The sequence below is a fragment of the Asanoa siamensis genome, assembly GCF_016862555.1.
GTDB classification, from domain to species: Bacteria; Actinomycetota; Actinomycetes; order Mycobacteriales; family Micromonosporaceae; genus Asanoa; species Asanoa siamensis.
Window position 1 is genome coordinate 38,346 of record NZ_BONE01000030.1, and the last position, 18,845, is coordinate 57,190.

20 protein-coding genes are annotated in these 18,845 nt (G+C 71.7%); 13 read left to right on the forward strand and 7 right to left on the reverse strand.

All coding sequences use genetic code 11. The features are described 5' to 3' along the window. The first annotated feature begins 519 nt into the window (after positions 1-519). From Asi02nite_RS19360 to Asi02nite_RS19400, 9 genes are all read left to right on the forward strand, one after another. Positions 520-1,485 carry an ABC transporter permease gene (locus tag Asi02nite_RS19360; RefSeq protein ID WP_239126823.1) on the forward strand — a complete coding sequence of 322 codons (966 nt, stop codon included), beginning with the start codon at positions 520-522 and terminating at the stop codon, positions 1,483-1,485. After that, the gene (locus tag Asi02nite_RS19365) at positions 1,482-2,354 is read left to right on the forward strand and encodes a carbohydrate ABC transporter permease (RefSeq protein WP_203714851.1); all 873 of its coding nucleotides are present in this window, start codon (positions 1,482-1,484) and stop codon (positions 2,352-2,354) included. The genes Asi02nite_RS19360 and Asi02nite_RS19365 overlap by 4 nt, the downstream gene beginning before the upstream one ends. A 23-nt stretch (positions 2,355-2,377) precedes the next feature. After that, positions 2,378-4,057, forward strand: a complete 1,680-nt coding sequence (locus Asi02nite_RS19370; RefSeq protein ID WP_203714852.1) for an extracellular solute-binding protein — start codon at positions 2,378-2,380, stop codon at positions 4,055-4,057. After that, positions 4,054-5,151: a Gfo/Idh/MocA family protein gene (locus Asi02nite_RS19375; RefSeq protein ID WP_203714854.1), complete on the forward strand. Its 1,098-nt coding sequence runs from the start codon at positions 4,054-4,056 to the stop codon at positions 5,149-5,151. Before Asi02nite_RS19370 ends, Asi02nite_RS19375 begins: the two co-directional genes overlap by 4 nt. Beyond that, the gene (locus Asi02nite_RS19380; RefSeq protein WP_203714856.1) at positions 5,148-6,044 is read left to right on the forward strand and encodes a DUF6807 domain-containing protein; all 897 of its coding nucleotides are present in this window, start codon (positions 5,148-5,150) and stop codon (positions 6,042-6,044) included. The genes Asi02nite_RS19375 and Asi02nite_RS19380 overlap by 4 nt, the downstream gene beginning before the upstream one ends. Continuing rightward, a complete protein-coding gene (locus Asi02nite_RS19385; RefSeq protein ID WP_203714858.1) occupies positions 6,041-6,754 on the forward strand; it encodes a cupin domain-containing protein in 714 nt (237 codons plus the stop codon). Before Asi02nite_RS19380 ends, Asi02nite_RS19385 begins: the two co-directional genes overlap by 4 nt. Before the next feature lie 81 nt (positions 6,755-6,835). Next, positions 6,836-8,551, forward strand: a complete 1,716-nt coding sequence (locus Asi02nite_RS19390) for a serine hydrolase domain-containing protein (RefSeq protein ID WP_239126824.1) — start codon at positions 6,836-6,838, stop codon at positions 8,549-8,551. 14 nt (positions 8,552-8,565) lie between these two features. After that, entirely contained in the window at positions 8,566-9,150 is a 585-nt protein-coding gene (locus Asi02nite_RS19395; RefSeq protein WP_203714860.1) for a GNAT family N-acetyltransferase, read from the forward strand. Positions 9,151-9,289: 139 nt separating this feature from the next. Beyond that, complete coding sequence (locus Asi02nite_RS19400; protein WP_203714862.1) at positions 9,290-10,045, forward strand: hypothetical protein; 756 nt, start codon at positions 9,290-9,292, stop codon at positions 10,043-10,045. Here the strand turns inward: Asi02nite_RS19400 and Asi02nite_RS19405 are convergent. Then, positions 9,998-11,200, reverse strand: coding sequence for a glycosyltransferase (locus Asi02nite_RS19405; RefSeq protein ID WP_203714864.1), 1,203 nt, complete (start codon positions 11,198-11,200; stop codon positions 9,998-10,000). The genes Asi02nite_RS19400 and Asi02nite_RS19405 overlap by 48 nt on opposite strands. 209 nt (positions 11,201-11,409) lie before the next feature. Between Asi02nite_RS19405 and Asi02nite_RS19410 the strand changes: the two genes are divergently transcribed. From Asi02nite_RS19410 to Asi02nite_RS19420, 3 genes are read left to right on the forward strand one after another with little or no spacing between them, the layout of a single operon-like run. Continuing rightward, the gene (locus Asi02nite_RS19410; protein WP_203714866.1) at positions 11,410-12,375 is read left to right on the forward strand and encodes a YihY/virulence factor BrkB family protein; all 966 of its coding nucleotides are present in this window, start codon (positions 11,410-11,412) and stop codon (positions 12,373-12,375) included. A 57-nt stretch (positions 12,376-12,432) separates the two neighbouring features. Further along, a complete protein-coding gene (locus Asi02nite_RS19415; protein WP_203714868.1) occupies positions 12,433-12,843 on the forward strand; it encodes a DUF2795 domain-containing protein in 411 nt (136 codons plus the stop codon). 49 nt (positions 12,844-12,892) lie between these two features. Next, positions 12,893-13,354 carry an SRPBCC family protein gene (locus Asi02nite_RS19420; protein ID WP_203714869.1) on the forward strand — a complete coding sequence of 154 codons (462 nt, stop codon included), beginning with the start codon at positions 12,893-12,895 and terminating at the stop codon, positions 13,352-13,354. 44 nt (positions 13,355-13,398) lie between these two features. Here the strand turns inward: Asi02nite_RS19420 and Asi02nite_RS19425 are convergent, their stop codons facing one another. Genes Asi02nite_RS19425 through Asi02nite_RS19440 form a run of 4 tightly spaced genes read right to left on the reverse strand, consistent with a single transcriptional unit; the run spans position 13,399 to position 16,038 of the window. Then, the gene (locus Asi02nite_RS19425) at positions 13,399-14,178 is read right to left on the reverse strand and encodes an energy-coupling factor ABC transporter ATP-binding protein (RefSeq protein ID WP_203714870.1); all 780 of its coding nucleotides are present in this window, start codon (positions 14,176-14,178) and stop codon (positions 13,399-13,401) included. Further along, positions 14,175-14,936, reverse strand: a complete 762-nt coding sequence (gene cbiQ, locus Asi02nite_RS19430; RefSeq protein WP_203714873.1) for a cobalt ECF transporter T component CbiQ — start codon at positions 14,934-14,936, stop codon at positions 14,175-14,177. Before cbiQ ends, Asi02nite_RS19425 begins: the two co-directional genes overlap by 4 nt. Further along, a complete protein-coding gene (locus tag Asi02nite_RS19435) occupies positions 14,936-15,328 on the reverse strand; it encodes a PDGLE domain-containing protein (protein ID WP_203714875.1) in 393 nt (130 codons plus the stop codon). Before Asi02nite_RS19435 ends, cbiQ begins: the two co-directional genes overlap by 1 nt. After that, positions 15,325-16,038 (reverse strand): energy-coupling factor ABC transporter permease, encoded by a 714-nt coding sequence (locus Asi02nite_RS19440; protein WP_203714877.1) that lies wholly within the window; start codon positions 16,036-16,038, stop codon positions 15,325-15,327. The genes Asi02nite_RS19435 and Asi02nite_RS19440 overlap by 4 nt, the downstream gene beginning before the upstream one ends. Before the next feature lie 310 nt (positions 16,039-16,348). Between Asi02nite_RS19440 and Asi02nite_RS19445 the strand changes: the two genes are divergently transcribed. Beyond that, complete coding sequence (locus Asi02nite_RS19445) at positions 16,349-17,578, forward strand: glycoside hydrolase domain-containing protein (RefSeq protein ID WP_203714879.1); 1,230 nt, start codon at positions 16,349-16,351, stop codon at positions 17,576-17,578. Here Asi02nite_RS19445 and pcaD read toward each other — a convergent pair. After that, on the reverse strand, positions 17,565-18,317 hold the full coding sequence (pcaD, locus tag Asi02nite_RS19450; protein WP_203714881.1) for a 3-oxoadipate enol-lactonase: 753 nt from the start codon (positions 18,315-18,317) through the stop codon (positions 17,565-17,567). The two genes, Asi02nite_RS19445 and pcaD, sit on opposite strands and share 14 nt — an antisense overlap. A 1-nt stretch (position 18,318) precedes the next feature. Then, entirely contained in the window at positions 18,319-18,822 is a 504-nt protein-coding gene (locus tag Asi02nite_RS19455) for a hypothetical protein (RefSeq protein ID WP_203714883.1), read from the reverse strand. Positions 18,823-18,845: the final 23 nt, after the last annotated feature.

An 18,845-nucleotide genomic window follows, 5' to 3' on the forward strand; every position in this document is an offset into this window, starting at 1 on the left:
GCCCTCGAGCGCTCAATCGCGCGAGCGCCGGAGCGCTTCGGCGAGCAGCCAAGCGCGGGCCGCCTGCTGCGACCGCGACCCGGGCCGCCCTCGCCCCGCTCGTCGACGCCCTGCGGGTCGGGGAGTGGGCGCTCATGGACGGATCGCGCCGTGGCATGACGCGTGTGAGCAACAGGCTTTCCGTGCGCGGCCCGCGGCCGGGGCCAGGCCGCACGGCCGTCAATGGCTGTCCGCTCATGCACCGAGAGAGTTTCCGAAAGTTGCGGCGTCAACCTGCCTACCCGGCGGCGCGCCATCCCGGATCCGCAGCCGCAAGCGCAACATCGAATCGCGCCACTGGGTGGCATTGACGTACGACGCTGTTAATCGTAGCGTGTGGGAAATCTTCCGGAAGAGTTTCGAGATGTATCGGGACCTTCTCGGAGCGCAGCATGCCGGTCCACCGCCGGGTCGCCCACCAGAGCGCCCGGGCGATGGTCGCTGTCCGGAAACGGGAGGGGGCGGAAGGTGGGGCAACCCTTGAGCGGCCCGGCGACCGCGGTCGACGAGCCGCCAGCACCCCCGCCGCCTCCGCAACCGGCCAAGGTGCGGCGCGACCGCTTCCTGCTGTGGGCCATGCTCCCCGGCCTCGGGCTGCTGCTGACCTTCCACTACCTGCCCCTGCTCGGCAACGTCATCGCCTTCAAGGACTTCCAGCCCTATCTCGGCCTCGGCGGCAGCCCGTGGGTCGGCCTCGAGAACTTCCGCGTCATCGTCGAGGGTGATCCGCTCTTCCTGACCGCCCTCGGCAACACCCTCGTGATCATGCTGCTGCAGATCGGCATCGTGTTCACGTTGCCCATCGCGCTCGCGTTGCTGCTCGACAGCATGATCTCGGAGCGGCTCAAGCGGGTCGTGCAGACGATCCTCTACCTGCCGCACTTCCTCTCGTGGGTCATCGTCATATCGATCTTCAACGAACTGCTCGGCGGCAGCGGGCCGATCAACACGTTCCTGCGCCAGCACGACCTCGGGACGATCGACATCATCGGCAACGCCGCGGTCTTCAAGGAGCTGATCACCGGGCAGGTGCTCTGGAAAGAAGCGGGTTGGGCGATGATCCTGTTCCTCGCCGCCCTTTCCCGGATCGACCCGGAGCTGTACGAGGCCTCCGCCGTCGACGGCGCCGGTCGGCTGCGGCAGATCTGGCACGTCACCCTGCCCGGCCTGCGCAGCGTCATCGTCCTGCTGCTGATCCTGCGGCTCGGCGACGCGCTCACCGTCGGCTTCGAGCAGATCATCCTGCAGCAGCAAGCGGTCGGCATCGCGGCCAGCGAGGTGCTCGACACCTACGTCTACAACAACGGCATCGTCCAGAGCGACTGGGGCGTCAGCGCCGCCGTCGGTCTCGTCAAGGGGATCGTCGGCGTCGCGCTCGTGCTGGGCGCCAACCGGCTCGCGCACGCCTTCGGTGAGGCCGGCCTCTACCGCCGGGAGGCGCGATGAGCGCCAAGGCCGCGCCGGCGCCGCCGATCCGGGCGCTGAAGGGCGTCGTGCTCACCGTCTGCTGTGCACTGATCGTCGTGCCGTTCGTCGGCATCATCTCCACGAGCTTGTCCACAAGGGAGCAGATTGTCCGGAGCGGCGGCTTCGTCATCATCCCCGACGAGATCACTTTCGCCGCCTACCGGGCGCTGTTCACCGGCGGCGTCGTGCCCCGCGCCGTCGCCGTCAGCATGTTCATCACGATCGTCGGCACGGCGCTCAGCCTGGCCAGCACGACCCTCCTGGCGTACGGCCTGAGCCGGCCGCACACCAGAGCCCACCGCCCCGTGCTGATGCTGGTGGTGGCCGCGCTGCTGTTCACCCCGGGCATCATCCCGGCCTACCTCACCATCGACCTGCTCGGCCTGATCAACTCGTACTGGGCGGTCATCCTCCCCGCCGTGGTCAGCGCGTTCAACGTGGTGATCCTCCGGGCGTTCTTCATGGAGATCCCGGCCGAGCTGCTGGAGAGCGCGCGCATCGACGGCGCCTCCGACGGTCAGATCTTCGCCCGCATCGTCCTGCCACTGTCCAAAGCGGTCCTCTCCGTGATCGGCCTGTTCTACGCGGTCGGCTACTGGAACGCGTTCTTCAGCGCGCTCCTCTACCTCAACGACTCCGCGAAGTGGCCGATCCAGCTCGTCCTGCGCACCTATGTCGTCAACCAGCAGCAGCTCGGCGTCGACCAGGTCGGCACCGGCAGCCTGCCACCGCAGGAGGCGCTGCAGATGGCGATCCTCGTCATCTCCATCGTGCCGATCCTGCTGATCTACCCGTTCATCCAACGCCATTTCACCAAGGGAGTGCTGGTCGGCGCGGTCAAAGGCTGACCACCCACCACAAGGAGACCCGGATGAGCCACAGCTACCTGCACAAGCCGATCAACCGTCGTACGCTCCTCTCCGGCGCCACCGCCCTCGCCGCCGGCTCCCTGCTCGCGGGCTGCGGCGACGGCGAGGGCGGCGGCAACGACAACACCGCGGCGAACAACCAGAGCGTCAAGCTGCCGGCGTACGTGCCGTCGACGGTCGTCAAGCCCGACCTCGCCGGCAACGCCGACGGCCTGCTCAACGCGTTCCTCGCGTACCCAAGCCCACCCGTCAAACAGTTCACCGGTCCACCGCTGGGCGGCGGCACCGTCTCGGCGTTCGTGCTCACGGGCTCGCCGGTGCCGCCGCCGAAGGGCAACAACGCGTTCTGGCAGGAGCTCGACCGTCAGCTCGGCGTCGACCTGCAGCTCACCATCACGCCCAGCGCGGAGATGGCCACCAAGTTCTCGACCCTGATCACCGGCGACGACCTGCCGGACCTGATCGTGCCGGCGCTGTTCCTGCCCAACGGCGTGCCCGCGGGCATCGGCAACCTGCCACAGTGGATGGCCACCAAGTGCACCGACCTCACGCCGTACCTCGGTGGCGACGCGGTCAAGCAGTACCCGAACCTGGCGAACATCCCGACCGCGGCGTGGAAGCAGTGCGTCTACAACGGCGGCATCTACGGCGTGCCGGTGCACCGCGGCGTCGGCGGGACGCTGATGTTCCGCCGCGACGACATCATCGCCAAGCTCGGCGTCGATCCCGACCCGAAGAGCTTCGCGGAGTTCAAGGACTTGTGCCAAAAGGTGACCGACGCCAAGGCCAACCGCTGGGCGATCGTCAACGCCGGTGGCCTCATGCACCTCGTGCAGCAGATGCTCGGCGCGCCCAACGGCTGGCGCTGGGACGGCAGCAAGCTGACCAACGTCGTGGAGACCGAGGAGTTCCGGAAAGCACTGTCCGATGTGGTGGAACTCTACAAGGCCGGCGTCGTGCACCCCGACAGCTTCGCCAACAACGCGCCCGTGAAGCGCTGGTTCAACGCGGGCGAGGCCGTGCTGACCGCCGACCGCTACACCGCCTGGCCGCAGTTCTACGCCGAGAACATCGCCGGACCGGAGTTCAGGATCAGCGGCATGCGGCCGCCGAAGTACGACGGTGGTGGCTTCGCGCCGACCTGGCAGTCGAGCGCCGGCTCCATCAACAACTTCACCGTCTTCAAGAAGGCCGACGAGGGCAGGATCCGCGACCTGCTCAAGCTCTGCGACTACCTGGCGGCCCCGTTCGGCACGGCCGAATGGCTGTTCCGGCGGTACGGGCAGGAGGGCGCGCACTACACCATGCAGAACGGCGGCCCCGTCTACACCCAGGCCGGGGTCAGCCAGACCGCGCTCGGCATCCGCTACATCGTCGACGCGCCCGACACCATCTTCATCCCGGGCCGGCCCGAGGCCACCCAGGCGTCGTACGACTACCAGAAGTCCATCATCGACACCGCGGTGCCGGACCCGGTCGTGGCCAACAACCTGTTCTCCGACGAGTGGTCGCGCAAGCAGCCCACGCTCGGCGGGCTCGTGCTCAACGGCCAGAACGACATCATCGCCGGCCGCCAGCCGCTCAGCCACCTCGACGAGGTGATCAGCAACTGGAAGTCGCAGGGCGGCGACAAGGTCCGCGCCGAGTTCACCGAGCAGCTGCAAAAGTCCGGTATCCGATGAGGGTCGCCCTGGTCGGCACCGGCAACATCGCCCGGATCCACGCCGAGGCCCTACGGGGCCTCGGCGGCCGGGCCGAGATCGTCGCCGGTGTCGACGTGGACGGAGCGGCCGCGAAGAGCTTCTGCCGCACCCACGGCATCCCGCACAGCGGCACCGACCTGGCCCGGGTCCTGGACACGACCCGGCCCGACCTGGTGCACGTCTGCACGCCGCCGGGCGCGCACCTGGAAGCCGCCCGCACCGCTCTCGCGTACGGGGCGCACGTGCTGGTCGAGAAGCCACCGACGCTGACCCTGCGCCAGTTCGCCGAGCTGGAAGCGGCCGCCGACCACAGTGGACGGCACGTCGCGACCGTGTTCCAGCACCGGTTCGGCTCGGGCGCCCGCCGGCTGCGGGCCCTGCACGACGCCGGCGTGCTCGGCCGGCCGCTGCTGGCCATCTGCCACACCACCTGGTACCGCACCCAGGAGTACTTCGACGTGCCCTGGCGCGGCCGCTGGGACACCGAGGGCGGCGGCCCGACGATGGGCCACGGCATCCACCAGATGGACCTGCTGCTGGCGATTCTCGGCGAGTGGACGCAGGTCCACGCACTGGCCCGCCGGCAGGCCCGCGACGTCGACACCGAGGACCTGTCGCTGGCCCACGTCGGCTTCGCCAACGGCTGCGTGGCCAGCGTCGTCAACAGCGTGCTGTCGCCGCGCGAGCAAAGCTACCTGCGGTTCGACTTCGCCCGCGCGACGATCGAGCTGACCCACCTCTACGGGTACGGCGAGGACGCGTGGCGGGTCACGCCGGCGCCCGGCCACGAGGAGGCCGTGCTCAGCGCCTGGCACGGCGGTGAGCGGGGCGTGCCGAGCGGGCACCAGGCCCAGTTCGCCGCGGTGCTCGACGCGCTCGAGGCAGGCGCGCGGCCGCCGGTCACCCTGGCCGAGACCCGGCGCACGATGCGGCTGGTGGCGGCGATCTACGCGGCGTCGTTCACCGGCAGCCCGGTCGGGCCCGGCGACCTCGGCCCGGGATCGCCCTTCCACGAACGGATGCAGGGCGGCGGCCCGCCGTGGCGGCTCGTCGCGCGGCAGGAGGTGGCATGAGCACCGAGCCCGGGCGCGTCGGCCTGGCCCTCACCCACGAGCACGACCGGGCCCTCCGGGTGACCTGGCGCGACCGGGAGCTGTTCCGCTACGTCTACCAGCCCTGGGACGAACAGCGCGAGTCGCCCCGGCCGTACCTCCATCCGATGTGGACTTTGGACGGGCGACCGGTCAGCCTCTACCGCCCCCACGACCACGTCTGGCACAAGGGGCTGTCGCTGGCGCTGGCCAACGTCGGCACCGACAACTTCTGGGGCGGCCCGACCTACCTGCGCGGCTACGGCGGCTACGCCCAGCTGCCCAACAACGGTACGCAGCGGCACGACCGGTTCACCACGCTCGCGGCGGACGACCACCGGATCGCCGTCGAGGAGGACCTGACCTGGATCGCCCAGGACGGCCGCCCGGTCTTCGCCGAGCAGCGCAGTCTCGACGTCGTGGCGCTGCCCGAGGACTCCGCCTGGCGGCTCGACCTGACCACGGCCCTGCACAACCTCGCCGGCGCCGAGGTGGCGATCGGCAGCCCGGAGACCGAGGGGCGCGAAGGGGCGGCGTACAGCGGACTGTTCTGGCGCGGCCCGCGCAGTTTCAGCGGCGGCACCGTGCGCATCCCGGACGCGGAGGGCACCGACGAGCTCAACGGCGCGCAGGCGCCGTGGATGGCGTTCACCGGCCGGCACGACGGCGACGGCGAGCAGACGACCGTGCTGATGGCCGACCACACGGGCCCGACCGCGTGGTTCGTCCGCAGCGAGGTCTACGCGGTGCTCTGCCCGGCCGCCTTCGCCCAGGTCCGTACCGTCGGGCCCGGCGAGACGTTGACCCTGCGCTACCGGGTCGTCGTCGCCGACGGCGACCTCGACCACAAGACCTGCGCCCGGCTCGCGGCATGACGCTGTTCCCCGGTGGCACGGGCGTCACCCACCTGTCCGTCTACGACTGGGCGGGCCCCGACGGCCTGCCCGGCGGCTCGGCCCACGTGCATCTCGTCTGCACCGAGGGCTACGTCGTGCTCGAGGGCCGCGGCCGGCTGCAGACGCTGGGCGCCGACGGCTACGCCGAGACGCCGCTCGCGCCGCTCACGGTCGCCTGGTTCGCCCCGGGCGTCGTACACCGGCTGGTCAACGACGGCGGCCTGAAGATCCTCGTGGTGATGCAGAACGCCGGCCTGCCCGAGGCAGGCGACGCGGTGCTCACGTTCCCGCCGGACCACCTCGCCGACCCGGCGCGCTACGCGACCGCGGCCGCGCTGCCACCGGACGACCCGGCCGGCGGTGCCCGGCGGCGCAAGGACCTGGCCGTCGACGGCTTCCTGCGGCTGCGCGAGGCGGTCGAGCGCGACGGGCCCGGCGCCCTGGCCGAGTTCTACGCGCGGGCGGCCGCGCTGGTCCGCGAGGAGCTGCCCGCGTGGCGGGGGCGGTGGCGGGACGGCCCGCTCACCGCCGCGACCGCCACCGGTGCGCAGATCGAGCGACTCGCCGACGGCGGCTTCCACCACCTGCACGACGGCCGGCTCACGGTGCTGGGTGCCCCGCCCGAGCGTGGTTACGGCATGTGTGGTCGGCTGGCCACGTACCCGGGATCGGCGTTTCCTGTCCTGTAGGTCCGAATCGGAGGGACTACGCTGGCGGCCATCTGACCAGCTACGGCTTCGGGGAGCCGGCCTTTGCGATTCGGACGAGCTGTGCGCGCGCTGGCGGCCGTGGCCACCGTCGCCGCGCTGGCCGCGACACCCGCGTCCGCTGTGGACGCCCCACCCGACGCGGCCGGCCCGCCGACGGTCACGAGCGCCGACATCCGCTTCGCCAGGCCGCCGGTGACGTTGCGCCACGGCAACGCCCGTGAGGCCGGCCTGACGCCTCGCTACGTCGACCGGATTCAGGACACGATCGCGTCGTTCCTCCAGCCGTCGCCGACGCATCCCATGTATCCCGGCGCCGTCGCGCTCGCCGGCCAGGACGGGGTGATCGTCGCCCACGACGCGGTCGGACACGCGTTGCGCTACGCCGACGCCGCCGGCACCGACCTGCCGCGGGACCAGTGGGTCCCCACCCGCCGCGACACCGTCTTCGACGTCGCCTCGATGACCAAGCTGTTCACCGCGATCGCCGCGGTCCAACTCGTCGAGAGCGGCCGGCTGGTGCTGGACGTCAACGTCGTGCGCTACCTCCCGGAGTTCGGCGCCCACGGCAAGGGCCACATCACGATCCGGAACCTGCTGACCCACACGTCGGGGCTGCCGGCCGACCCGAACCCGTCGCTGTGCGCCTATCCGACGCCGGAGGAGCAGTGGGCGGCGCTGTTCGACATCGCGCCGCTCGCTCCGCCGAATACCCAGTTCCTGTACGCGGACACGAACATGATGGTGCTCGGCAAGGTGATCGAGACGATCACGGGGCAGCGGCTCGACCGGGTCGTCGAGCGGGGGATCACGGGGCCGCTGCACATGCGCGAGACGATGTTCAACCCGCCGGCGTCGCTGCGGCCGCGGATCGCGGCGACGGAATACCAGCCCGGCCGCGGCCTCGTGCGGGGCAGCGTGCAGGACGAGAACGCGTACTGCATGGGCGGTGTCTCGGGTCATGCCGGTGTCTTCTCGACCGCCCGCGACCTTGCGACGCTGGCGCAGGCACTGCTCAACGGCGGCGCGTACGGCCGGGCCCGGATCCTCTCGTCCCGGTCGACCCGGGCGTTGTTCACGGACTACAACGGCGCGTTCCCGACCCACGCGCACGGGCTGGGCTTCGAGCTCGACCAGCGGCGCTACATGGGCGCGCTCAGCTCGCCCGTCACGGCCGGGCACACCGGTTTCACCGGTACGTCGATCGTACTCGACCCGCTAGCGCACTCGTTCGCGATCCTGCTGACCAACCGCGTGCACCCGACCCGGGAGTGGGGCAACAACAACCCGTCCCGCGCCGCCGTCGGCACGGACCTGGCGCGCGCGTTGCCGGTGCGACCGAGCCAGGGACCGACCGCCTGGTACGCGGACGGCAGCGGCACCCTGACGATCCCGCTGCGCGGTGGCACGCGGCTCGCGTTCGACCTCTGGTACGACACGGCCGACACCGACGCGGGCGCGGTCGAGGCGTCGACCGACGGCGGCCGCACCTGGCGGCTGGTGCCGCTGCTGCTGCGGGCGCCGGGCCACCGGTGGCATACCGACGGGACGTTCAGCGGCTTCGAGGGCCGGCAGTGGCTGACGGTCGCCGCGTCGCTGCCGGCGGGCACCACGGACCTGCGCTGGCGGGCGACGACGGGCGCGCCGCCGCAGGGACGCGGGATCTACGTCGACGCGGTACGCGTACACGGCCCGTCGGGTGTCGTGGTCTTCGACGACCGCCGCCCGCGCGACGCGGCCCTCTTCCGCGCGCACGGCTGGACAGCGAGCCGCGACTGAGTAACGTCGCGCGGGTGACCGTCACCGTGCGCCCGGCCAACGAGGCGAGCTGGGACGATCTGCGGGCCGTGTTCGGCACCCGCGGCGACCCGGCGAACTGCCAGTGCCAGTGGTTCAAGGCCCGCGACGTGTGGGCGCTGCCGAAACAGGAGCGGGTGGACCGCCTGCGCGCCCAGACCCACTGCGACGCGCCGGACGCGGCGCGGACCAGCGGCCTGGTGGCCTACCTGGACGACGAGCCGGTGGGTTGGTGCGCGGTCGAGCCGCGGGTGGCCTACGAACGCCTGCTCCGCGCCCGGGTGCCGTGGTCGGGCCGCGACGAGGACAAGCAGGACCCGGACGTCTGGGCGGTGACGTGCTTCGTGACCCGCGCGGGCTACCGCCGGCGCGGGGTGAGCCGGGCCCTGGCGAAGGCGGCGGTCGACTTCGCCCGCGCGCGCGGCGCCTGCGCGATCGAGGGCTACCCGATGCGCGTGGAGGAGGGCCAGACAGGCGGCGGCGAACTCTTCGTGGGGGTCGCCACGGTCTTCGCGGAGGCAGGCTTCAAAGAGGTCAGCACCCCCACGCTCCGCCGCGTCGTCATGCGGGTCGACTTCTGACCGAACCCGACCCGTCGCCATGGCGTTATGCAGGTCGACATCTGGCCGTACGTAGGTAGACGTGGCGCGGCCGCCGCGCGATCGTCTGTGCGTTGTGGACAGGACGGCGGATTCGGCAACGACCTGAGGAGTTCGACGCATGGTGGCGGATGCCCACGACGGACATGTCCCGGAACAAGCCACGGGCGGGCGGGCCCTCGACCTCCTGGACAAGGCGATCGGCCTGCAGAGCCCGCTGGTGCGTAAGAACATCGCCCGGGCGCGGCAGCGGAACCCGGAGGCGACGCCGGCGGAGGTGATCCGCACTCTGGAGCGGATCTACGTCAGCACCTTGACCGGTACGGGCGCCGCGGTCGGGGGGACCGCGGCCGCTCCCGGTGTCGGCACGGGTGTCGCGCTCGCGCTGTCCGCGGGTGAGTTTCTCTCGTCCCTCGAGCTGAGCGCCCTGTTCGCGCTCTCGATCGCCGAGATCCACGGCGTCCCGATCGACGAGCTCGAACGACGCCGCACGATCGTCATGGGGATCATGCTCGGCGGGAGCGGCGCCACCACCATCGGCAAGGTCGCCGAGCGTACGGGGCAGCACTGGGGACGGCAGGTCGTCGCCAAGGTGCCCGTCGAGGCCCTGCGCCAGATCAACCGGGTGCTGGGGAGGCACTTCGTCACGAAGTACGGGACCAAACAGGGGATTATCGTGCTCGGTCGGGTGGCGCCGTTCGGGATCGGGGCGGTGATCGGGGGTGGCGCCAACGCCGCGCTGGCCGCGTTGGCGGTGAAGGCCGCTCGCCGCGCCTTCGGCGACCCGCCGACCTCCTGGCCGACACCCGTGGGTGGCGCGGGCGAGAGCCTAGGCCACCGCGCCGCTCGGGCGGGTGTGGAGGGCGGCCAGGGCTGAGTAGACCGACGACAGCTGCGCCGCTACGCGCTTCCAGGAGTAGACCTGGCGGGCTCGGTCGATCGCTGCCGTCGCGTAGGCCAGGTGGCGGACCGGGTCGCCCAGCAGCCGGCGGATCGCCGTGCCCAGCGCCCGGGGGTCCCGCGGCGATACCAGGTCGCCCGTCAAACCCTCCACCACCGTCTCCGCGATGCCGCCCACCGCCGTGCCCACCACCGGGACGCCGCAGGCCATCGCTTCCAGCGGGCTCAGGCCGAACGGCTCGTACCACGGTGCCGCCACCAGCAGGTCCGCCGAGCGGTACCAGAGTGGCATCTCCCGGCGGGGGACCCCGCCGACGAGCTGGACGCGGTCGCCCACGTCGAGGCGGTCCGCCAGCTCGCGCAGCTCGCGCGCCGCCGGGTCCGTGCCGAGTGCCTCCGCCGGTGGGCCGCCGACCACCACGCACTCCGCGTCGGGGACGAGGCGCAGCGCCGCGATCAGGTCCTGGTGGCCCTTGCGGGACGTGAGCGCGCCGACCGAGAGCACCCGCCGGCGTGGGCCGCGCGGCTGGGCCGGGCCCTCCGGCTGGAACAGGTCGTCGTCGACGCCGCCGGGGATCAGGACCAGGCGCGAGCGTGGTACGCCCATCCGGACCAGTTCCCGCAGCTCGTCCTGGCTCTGCGCCACCACCTGGTCGACCGCGCGGCCGAGCACGCGCTCGTAGCCGATCCGCTGCGGCGGCCCGTCGAACGCGTTGTTGCGCCGCGCCGCCGTGCCCAGGTCGTGGTACGACTGCACGACCGGCACACCCGTCTGCCGGCCCGCCGTGACCGCGGCCAGGCCGCTGGTCCAGAAATGGGCGTGGGCCACCGCGGGCGTCCAGCCGCCGCGCCAGGAGTCGACGAGCCAGCGCGAGAAATCTTTCGTGTACGGCAGCAGCTCGCTGTCGGAGAGCATCCGGGCGGGGCCGGCCGGCACCCGGACGACCGTGACGCCGCCCACCGTCGTGTCGGCGGCACCCGGGCCGTCGGAGGCGACCCGGCGCGTGTAGACCCGGACGTCGTGGCCGGCGGCCGCGAGCGCGGACGACAGGTCGCCGACGTAGGCACCGCGACCGCCGCGCATCGCCCCGTCGGACGGGTCCGCGTGCTCGGAGATCATCGCGATGCGCATGCGTTCATCCTCCCGCGCCGAACCGGCGTACCCGATCAAGTCTGGCCTTTTCTGGAGATTTCGCTCGTGACGTTGGCCTCACCAGGGCTCAGAGGTATCCCCAAGCGCCGGCCCTAAACATCACCGGCCCCGCATGTACCAGCAGGTCGCGGTTTGCGAGCCGGTTGCTCTGGGTACGAACGGCCGCGCTCACAGTGAAGGGCGGACACATGGCGACGACGGCCGGCCTCGACCTCGAACCCTCGGCGCTGCCGCGGCGGATCCGTCAGCTCCGCTGGCGCACCTGGCGCGGGGTGCTGGTGCGCGCGGGCAAGGGGTTCGTCAAGGACAACTGCTCCGACTGGGCGGCGAGCCTGACCTACTACACGGTGCTGGCGCTGTTCCCGTCGGCGATCGTGGTGGTCGCGCTGGTCAACCTCGTCTCGCAGGGCGACCGGACCGTCGACACCGTGGTCGGGCTGCTGCGCGACATGGGCGCGTCGTCCGTGGTCAACAAGCCCGGCGTGGTCGACGCGATCCGCGCCGTCGTGGAGCAGAAGAGCGCGGCCGGCGTGCTGCTGAGCTTCGGTCTGCTCACCGCGATCTGGTCGGCGTCCGGCTACGTGGGCGGTTTCACCCGGGCGTCCAACGCGGTGTACGGCGTCGAGGAGGGCCGCCCGTTCTGGAAGCTGCGCCCCCTGCAGATCGCGCTGACCGTGGCCGGCCTGCTGCTGCTCGCGATCGTCGCCGTCATGCTGATCGTCAGCGGGTCCGTGACCACCGCGCTCGGCGAGCGGCTCGGCCTGGGCGAGGCGCCCCGGCTGGCCTGGACCGTCGCCAAGTGGCCGCTGCTCGTGGCGATCGCGATGCTGCTGCTGGCGATGCTGTTCTGGATCGCGCCCAACGTGCGCCAGCCGAAGTTCCGCTGGCTCACGGTCGGCGGGTTCGTGGCACTGCTCGCCACCGGGCTGGCCTCGTTCGGGTTCGGGCTCTACGTAGCCAACTTCGACTCCTACGACAAGACGTACGGGAGTCTCGGCGCGGTCATCGCCTTCCTGGTCTGGGTCTACCTGGTCAACTCGGCGATCCTGTTCGGCGTGGAGGTCAACGCCGAGGTGCAGCGGGGTCGCGAGCTGCAGGCGGGAGCCGACAAGGTCGAGGACCCGGTGCTGCCGCCGCGTACACCTGCGGAGTGACACCACTGGGACGGGTGTTCCGGTTTAGCCGCCGGACCCCGGGGTAGCCCAAAACGCATGGAACGGGGCAACGCAAAACACAGTCCACGTGTCGACGACGAGCTCGCGCATGAGGTCGACGGCATCGTGAAGGGCACCGCCGGCGGTCGCGCCGAGGAGTTCCGTGAGGCGGAACCGTCGGGCGACGACCAACCGGAGGCGAGCATGGTGCCCGAGGGCGACGACGGCACCGGCGCGCCGCAGGGCATGACGGCGCAGGAGGTCGAGCAGCGCAGCAGGTTCGGGCGGTACATCAACCGCACCGCGCTGCCCGGCGACCGCGACCGGCTGCGCAAGGACGCCGAGTCCAACGAGGCGCCCGACGACGTGCTCGCACAGATCGACCGGCTCCCCACCGGAGTCCGGTTCCAGACGGTGTCCGAGGCCTGGGCCGCGCTCGGCCACCGGAACGAGACACAACGCTGGTGACTGTCCGCCCAGGTGCGGGCACCAGCTGACTGAGGAGGTATCAAGCCACATGGGTGGCGTGACCAAGTCCGTCGACGTCGCGGTGCCGGTGCGCACCGCCTACAACCAGTGGACCCAGTTCGAGGAGTTCCCCCGCTTCATGGAGGGGGTCCAGGAGATCCGCCAGCTCGACGACACCACGACGCACTGGAAGACCGAGATCGCCGGTGTGAAGCGGGAGTTCGACGCCCGGATCACCGAACAGCTCCCGGACGAGCGGGTCGCCTGGACCTCCGTGGGCGGCACGAAGCAGTCCGGCGTGGTGACGTTCCACCGGCTCGACGCCGATCACACGCGGGTGACCGCGCAGATGGAGTTCGAGCCGGACGGCATGATCGAGAAGGCCGGCGAGAAGCTGCACGTGGTCGACCGCCGGGTCGAGGGTGACCTCAAGCGGTTCAAGGAGTTCATCGAGAGCCGCGGCGCCGAGACAGGTGGCTGGCGCGGCGAGGTGGACCGGCCGACGCCGTAACGAGAGATCAGGACGGGCCCGCGCGGGAACGCGCGGGCCCTTTCCTATGTGGAGCGGAGCTGGGCGGCCGCGAACGCCGGGTCGAAGCCGAACGGCAGCTCCAGCCGGTGGCCGCGCATCAGCTCGGGATCCGAGAGCAGGTCGACCGTCTTGCCGTCGGCGGCGATCCGGCCGCCGTCGAGGATCACCGCGCGGGGGCAGAGCTCCAGCGCGTACGGCAGGTCGTGCGTGACCATCAGCACGGTGACCGGCAACGTCCGCAGGATCTCGGCCAGCTCCCGCCGGCTCGCCGGGTCCAGGTTGGACGACGGTTCGTCGAGCACCAGGATCTCCGGCCGCATCGCCAGCACGGTGGCCACCGCGACCCGGCGGCGCTGGCCGAACGAGAGGTGGTGCGGCACCTGGTCGCGGTGTGCGGCCATGTCGACCGCGGCCAGCGCCTCGTCGACCCGCTCCCGCAGCTCCGCGCCGCGCAGGCCCAGGTTGGCCGGGCCGAACGCGACGTCCTCGGCCACGGTCGGCATGAAGAGCTGGTCGTCCGGGTCCTGGAAGACGATGCCGACGCGGCGCCGGATCTCCGCGAGCCGCGCCCGGTCGCCCGGGTCGACCGTGAGCCCCGCCACGTCGACGGTGCCGGCGCCCGACCCGGAGCCCGCGTGCAGGATCCCGTTGAGGTGCAGCACCAGCGTGGTCTTGCCGGCGCCGTTGGGCCCGAGCAGCGCGACCCGCTCGCCGTCGCCGACGGTCAGGTCGACGCCGTGCAGCACCTCGCGCCCGTCGGGATAGGCGAAGTGCAGGCCGGCGATGGTCAGCGAGGCGGTCATGCGAGCACCGCCACGAGAGCGATGGCGGCGGCGGCGAGCGGCAGAGCGGCCGAACGTGCCCAGTCAAATGTGGTCGCGCCGGGGCCTTCGGGCCGGGGGAGCCGGCCGTTGTAGCCGCGGGCCACCATGGCCAGGTAGACGCGCTCGCCGCGCTCGTAGGACCGGATGAACAGCGCGCCGACCCCGACCGCGAACGCCTTGACCTGCCACAGGAAGCGCGGGTCGTAGCCACGGGAGAGCCGCGCCACGCGCATGCGGCGGGCGTCGTCGGCGAGGATGTCGAGGTATCGGAGCATGAAAGTCGCGATCTGGGTGAAGACCTGCGGGCAGCGTAGCCGGTCGAGGCCCAGCAGCAGGTCGCGGGCCGTGGTCGTGGCCGCCAGCAGCAGCGAGGCGAGCACGCCCAGCGTGCCCTTGGCCAAGATGTTCCAGGCGCCGTGCAGGCCGTCGATCGACAGCGACATGCCGAGCCACTCGGTGCGCTCGCCGTGCCCCGCGAACGGCAGGGCGATGGCCAGCAGCACGAACGGGAGCTCGATCGTGGCCCGCTTGGCCAGCCAGAGCGGCGGCACCTTGGCGAGGACCAGCACCCCCACGAGAAGCACCAGGTAGCCGGCGAAGGCCAGGAACTTCTCGCGGGGGGTGACCACCACCACGATCGTGAACAGCAGGGTCGCGACGATCTTCACCTCGGCCGGCAGCCGGTGGACCCGGCTGTCGTGGTCGAGGTGCAGCGGGTGCGCGTGGCCCGCGCCCATCAGGCGCTCGTCGCTCCGGAGGCCGCGCGGTCTCCGTCGTTCTCGTGCTCGTCATGGTTGCCGCGACGGCGGACCAGCCAGAACACGCCACCGCCGATCGCGAACGTGACCGCGACGCCCAGGATGCCGGACAGTCCCGTCGAGAGGTATTCGTTGTCGATGCCCTTGATGCCGTAGTCGGCCAGCGGGCTGTCCTTCATCTGGTGGTCCTGCTCCTGCTGGGCCATGCAGGTGCCACCGGTGATGTTGTCGTCGGCGTCGAACGTGCAGCCCTCGCGGGCGGCGGCGTCGAGGCCGTCGGGGCTCGACGAGGCGAAGCTGGAGACCACACCCGCGAGCAGCGCGGCGACCAGCAGGCCGCCGGCGACGAACCAACCGAGTCGCTTCCTCATGCCTGCGCTCCAACGGTCTTCTGGGTGGCGACGGCCGGGCGGGTGGTGCGGAACCGGCGCAGCGCGTAGACCAGGTCGGGCCGGACCCGGGCGACGGTCGCGACGGTGACCGCCGCGATCAGACCCTCGCCGATGCCGATCAGGACGTGCGCGCCGGCCATCGAGGCGGCGATCGTGCCGAGCGAGAGCTCCGTGGTGCCGCCCAGCGCGTACTCGATGACGAACGCCTGCGACGCGACGACCACGCTGACGATCGAGGCCACGAACGCGGTGACCGCGACGCCGCGCGGCGTCTTCGGCAGCAGCCGCAGCAGGCCAGCGACCAGCAGGTAGCCGGCCGCCGTGCCGATCACCGCCATGTTGGTGATGTTGAGGCCGAGCGCGGTCAGGCCGCCGTCGGCGAAGAGCAGGCACTGGATGATCAGCACGGTCGAGACGCAGAGCGCGCCGACCCAGGGGCCGACCAGCACCACCGCGAGCGTGCCGCCGAGCAGGTGACCGGAGACGCCCGGGAGCACCTGGAAGTTGAGCATCTGTACCGCGAAGATGAATGCCGCGACCAGGCCGGCCATCGGGGCCAACCGGTCGTCGAGGTCGGCGCGTCCGCGCCATACGCAGATCGCCAGCGCCGCCGCCGCGATGGCGGCGAAGACCGCCGACACCTGGGCGTTGACGATGCCGTTGGCGATGTGCATCGCCACACCGTTCATGGACCCCTCCCCGAGGCGATCGAGCCGCCGGGCGTCGATCGTGACGCGCCGTGGCGGCGAGGTCGCCGGTAGCATATTGCGCCGGTCCGGCTATTGCATAGTGTTGGCAACAAGGACCGTCGGGCGTAGTCCACCACGCCTCCCAGCCATGGTCAACATGACCGACGGACGGTTGGATCACACGAAAGCCGCTGTTCACGGCGCGGATGCCCGCAGGGCGCGAAGAGATATACCGTCATCCATCGATTCGTGATAGAAACCTTCACGTACGTCGATGCATTGGGAGATTTTCTTCGTAGGGGGTGGGCTGATGCGCAGAACCGTCGCGCGGCTGGCGGCGCTCGTGGTCGCGGTCGCGGCCTGGTCGGTGGTGCCGGGCCCCGCCCCGGCGGTGGCGGCCGTGGCGCCGCAGCCCGGCACGTTCGTCGGGCGCGGGTTCGACACCTGCACGGCGCCGTCGCAGTCGGCGATGAACGCGTGGCGGGCCAACTCGCCGTACCGGGCCGTGGGCATCTACATCAGCGGTGCCAGCCGGTCGTGCGCCCAACCGAACCTGACCGCGACCTGGGTCGCCAACCAGGTGGCCAACGGGTGGCGGCTGATCCCGATCGAGCTGGGCTACCAGGCGCCGTGCGGCACGCGTACGCCCAAGATGTCCGCCAACCCGGCCACCGCGCGCACCCAGGGCGGCTCGGCCGCGGACTCCGCGGTGAGCGCCGCGCAGGCGTTGGGGATCGGCGCCGGCAGCACGATCTACAACGACATGGAGCACTACCCGTCGAACGCGTCCTGCAAGGCGGCGGTGCTCTCGTTCCTGTCGGGCTGGACGCAGCGGCTGCACGCGCGGGGCTACCTGGCGGGCATGTACTCCAGCGGGTCGTCCGGCATCCGCGACGTCTGTGACGCCTACCACGACCCGGCGTACACCCGGCTCGACCAGATCTGGATCGCGTGGTGGAACGGCGTCGCCGACACCGACGCGGGCAGCTACTGCCCCGACGACTACTACGCCAACCACCAGCGGCTGCACCAGTACGCCGGTGAGGTGACCGAGACCTGGGGCGGCGTGACGATCCGGATCGACCGCAACTACCTGGACGTGAGCAACGCGACCGGGCCGCCGCCGGGGGAGGAGTGGAGCGTCACGCTCGACAACTCCGGGCCCGGCTTCACGGCCAGCGCCAACTGGGGCACGTCGGCGTTCTCCGCCCAGCGGTTCGGGGCCGACTACCGGTTCGCCAACCCGGTGTCGTCGAGCGACGTGGCCTGGTATTCGACGACCACGCCCGCGACCGACACCTACGCGGTCGACGTCTGGTACCCGGCGGACGCGGGCTACAACACCGCGGCGCCCTACATCGTCGCGACGACGACCGGCAACCAGTCGGTGACCGTCAACCAGCGCGCCGGCGGCGGCCAGTGGGTGTCCCTGGGCGTCTTCACGCTCCCGGCCGGCGCGGGCAACAAGGTGGGCGTCAGCCGCTGGACCAGCGGCACGGGCTACGTGATAGCCGACGCGATCCGTCTCACCCGGGTGTGAGGTGGCGGCGGAGCAGGTCGGTGACCTGCTCCGCCCGCTCGACGCTGGCGAGGTGGGCGGCGTCCGGGAGCACGACGAGCGTCGCGCCGGGGCCGATGCCGTCCACAATGGCCTGTGCCTGGGCCGGTGGTGTGGCCGGGTCGGCGTCGCCCGCGACGACGAGGGTCGGTGCGGTGATGCGGTCGAGCACCGGCCGCAGGTCCATGCCCGCGATCGCCTCGCAGCAGGAGGCGTAGCCGCCGGGGTCGAGCGCCACCAACGTCTTCGCGAACGCGGCGGCCTCGTCGGGCGGGAAGGCGGGGGTGAACCAGCGGGCCAGCGAGGCGTCGGCGAGCACACCCATGCCCTCCGCGCGGACAGTCGCCGCCCGCTGGTGCCAGCCGGACGCCGGCGGCAGGTGGGCCGCCGTGCACAGCAGCGCCAAGCGGTCGATCCGCGCCGGTGCGTGGGCGGCCAGCCACATCCCGACCATGCCGCCCAGCGACAGGCCCGCGTAGTGCACGCGCTCCAGCCCGAGGTGGTCGAGCAGCGCGAGCACGTCCCGGCCCAGGTCCTCGATGGAGTAAGGGCCGGGCGGCACGGGCGACCCGCCGTGTCCACGATGGTCGAACGCGACGATCCGGAACCCGGCGCGCAGCGCGGCCATCTGGGGCGCCCACATCGCCCGCGTGGTGCCGAGCGAGCTGCCCAGCACGAGGACCGGCGCGGAGGCCGGCCCGACCACCTCGTAGGCGAGCACCTCAGTCGTTGAGCACCGCGGCGAGCCGGTCGCGGAAGACCCGCTCGGTGTCGGTGACGACGTCGCCGCCGACGCCGAGGATGCCGCCGGACGGGGCCGCCGTGACGACCTGCTCCGCGATCGTCACCAGCCAGTGCTTGTAGGCGCCGGCCTCACCCTCGGACGTCTTCGCCGTCAGCAGCTCCGCCGCGGCGCGGGCGCGGGCGAGCACGTCCTGCGCGTACGCGGCCGGGTCCGGCGGCTCGATGGCCGGCAGCTCCTCGCCCGTCTCCGGGTCGCCGACGCGGGTGACCAGCTCGGCGGCCACGGCCGTGACGAGCGGGCTCGCCGACTCGCGGCCCTCCGCGATCGCCTCCAGGCCCGCCGCGTTCTCGGCCAGCGTGCGGCGCTTGCCGTCGTGCTCGGCCGCGCTGGCGGCGGTCAGCACCGACTGTGGCAGGCCGACGAGCAGACCCCACTCGGAGTCGGAGAAACCGAACTCGGTGAAGACGGGAGTGTCAGTCACGATGGCGCACCTTCCAGTCGGAA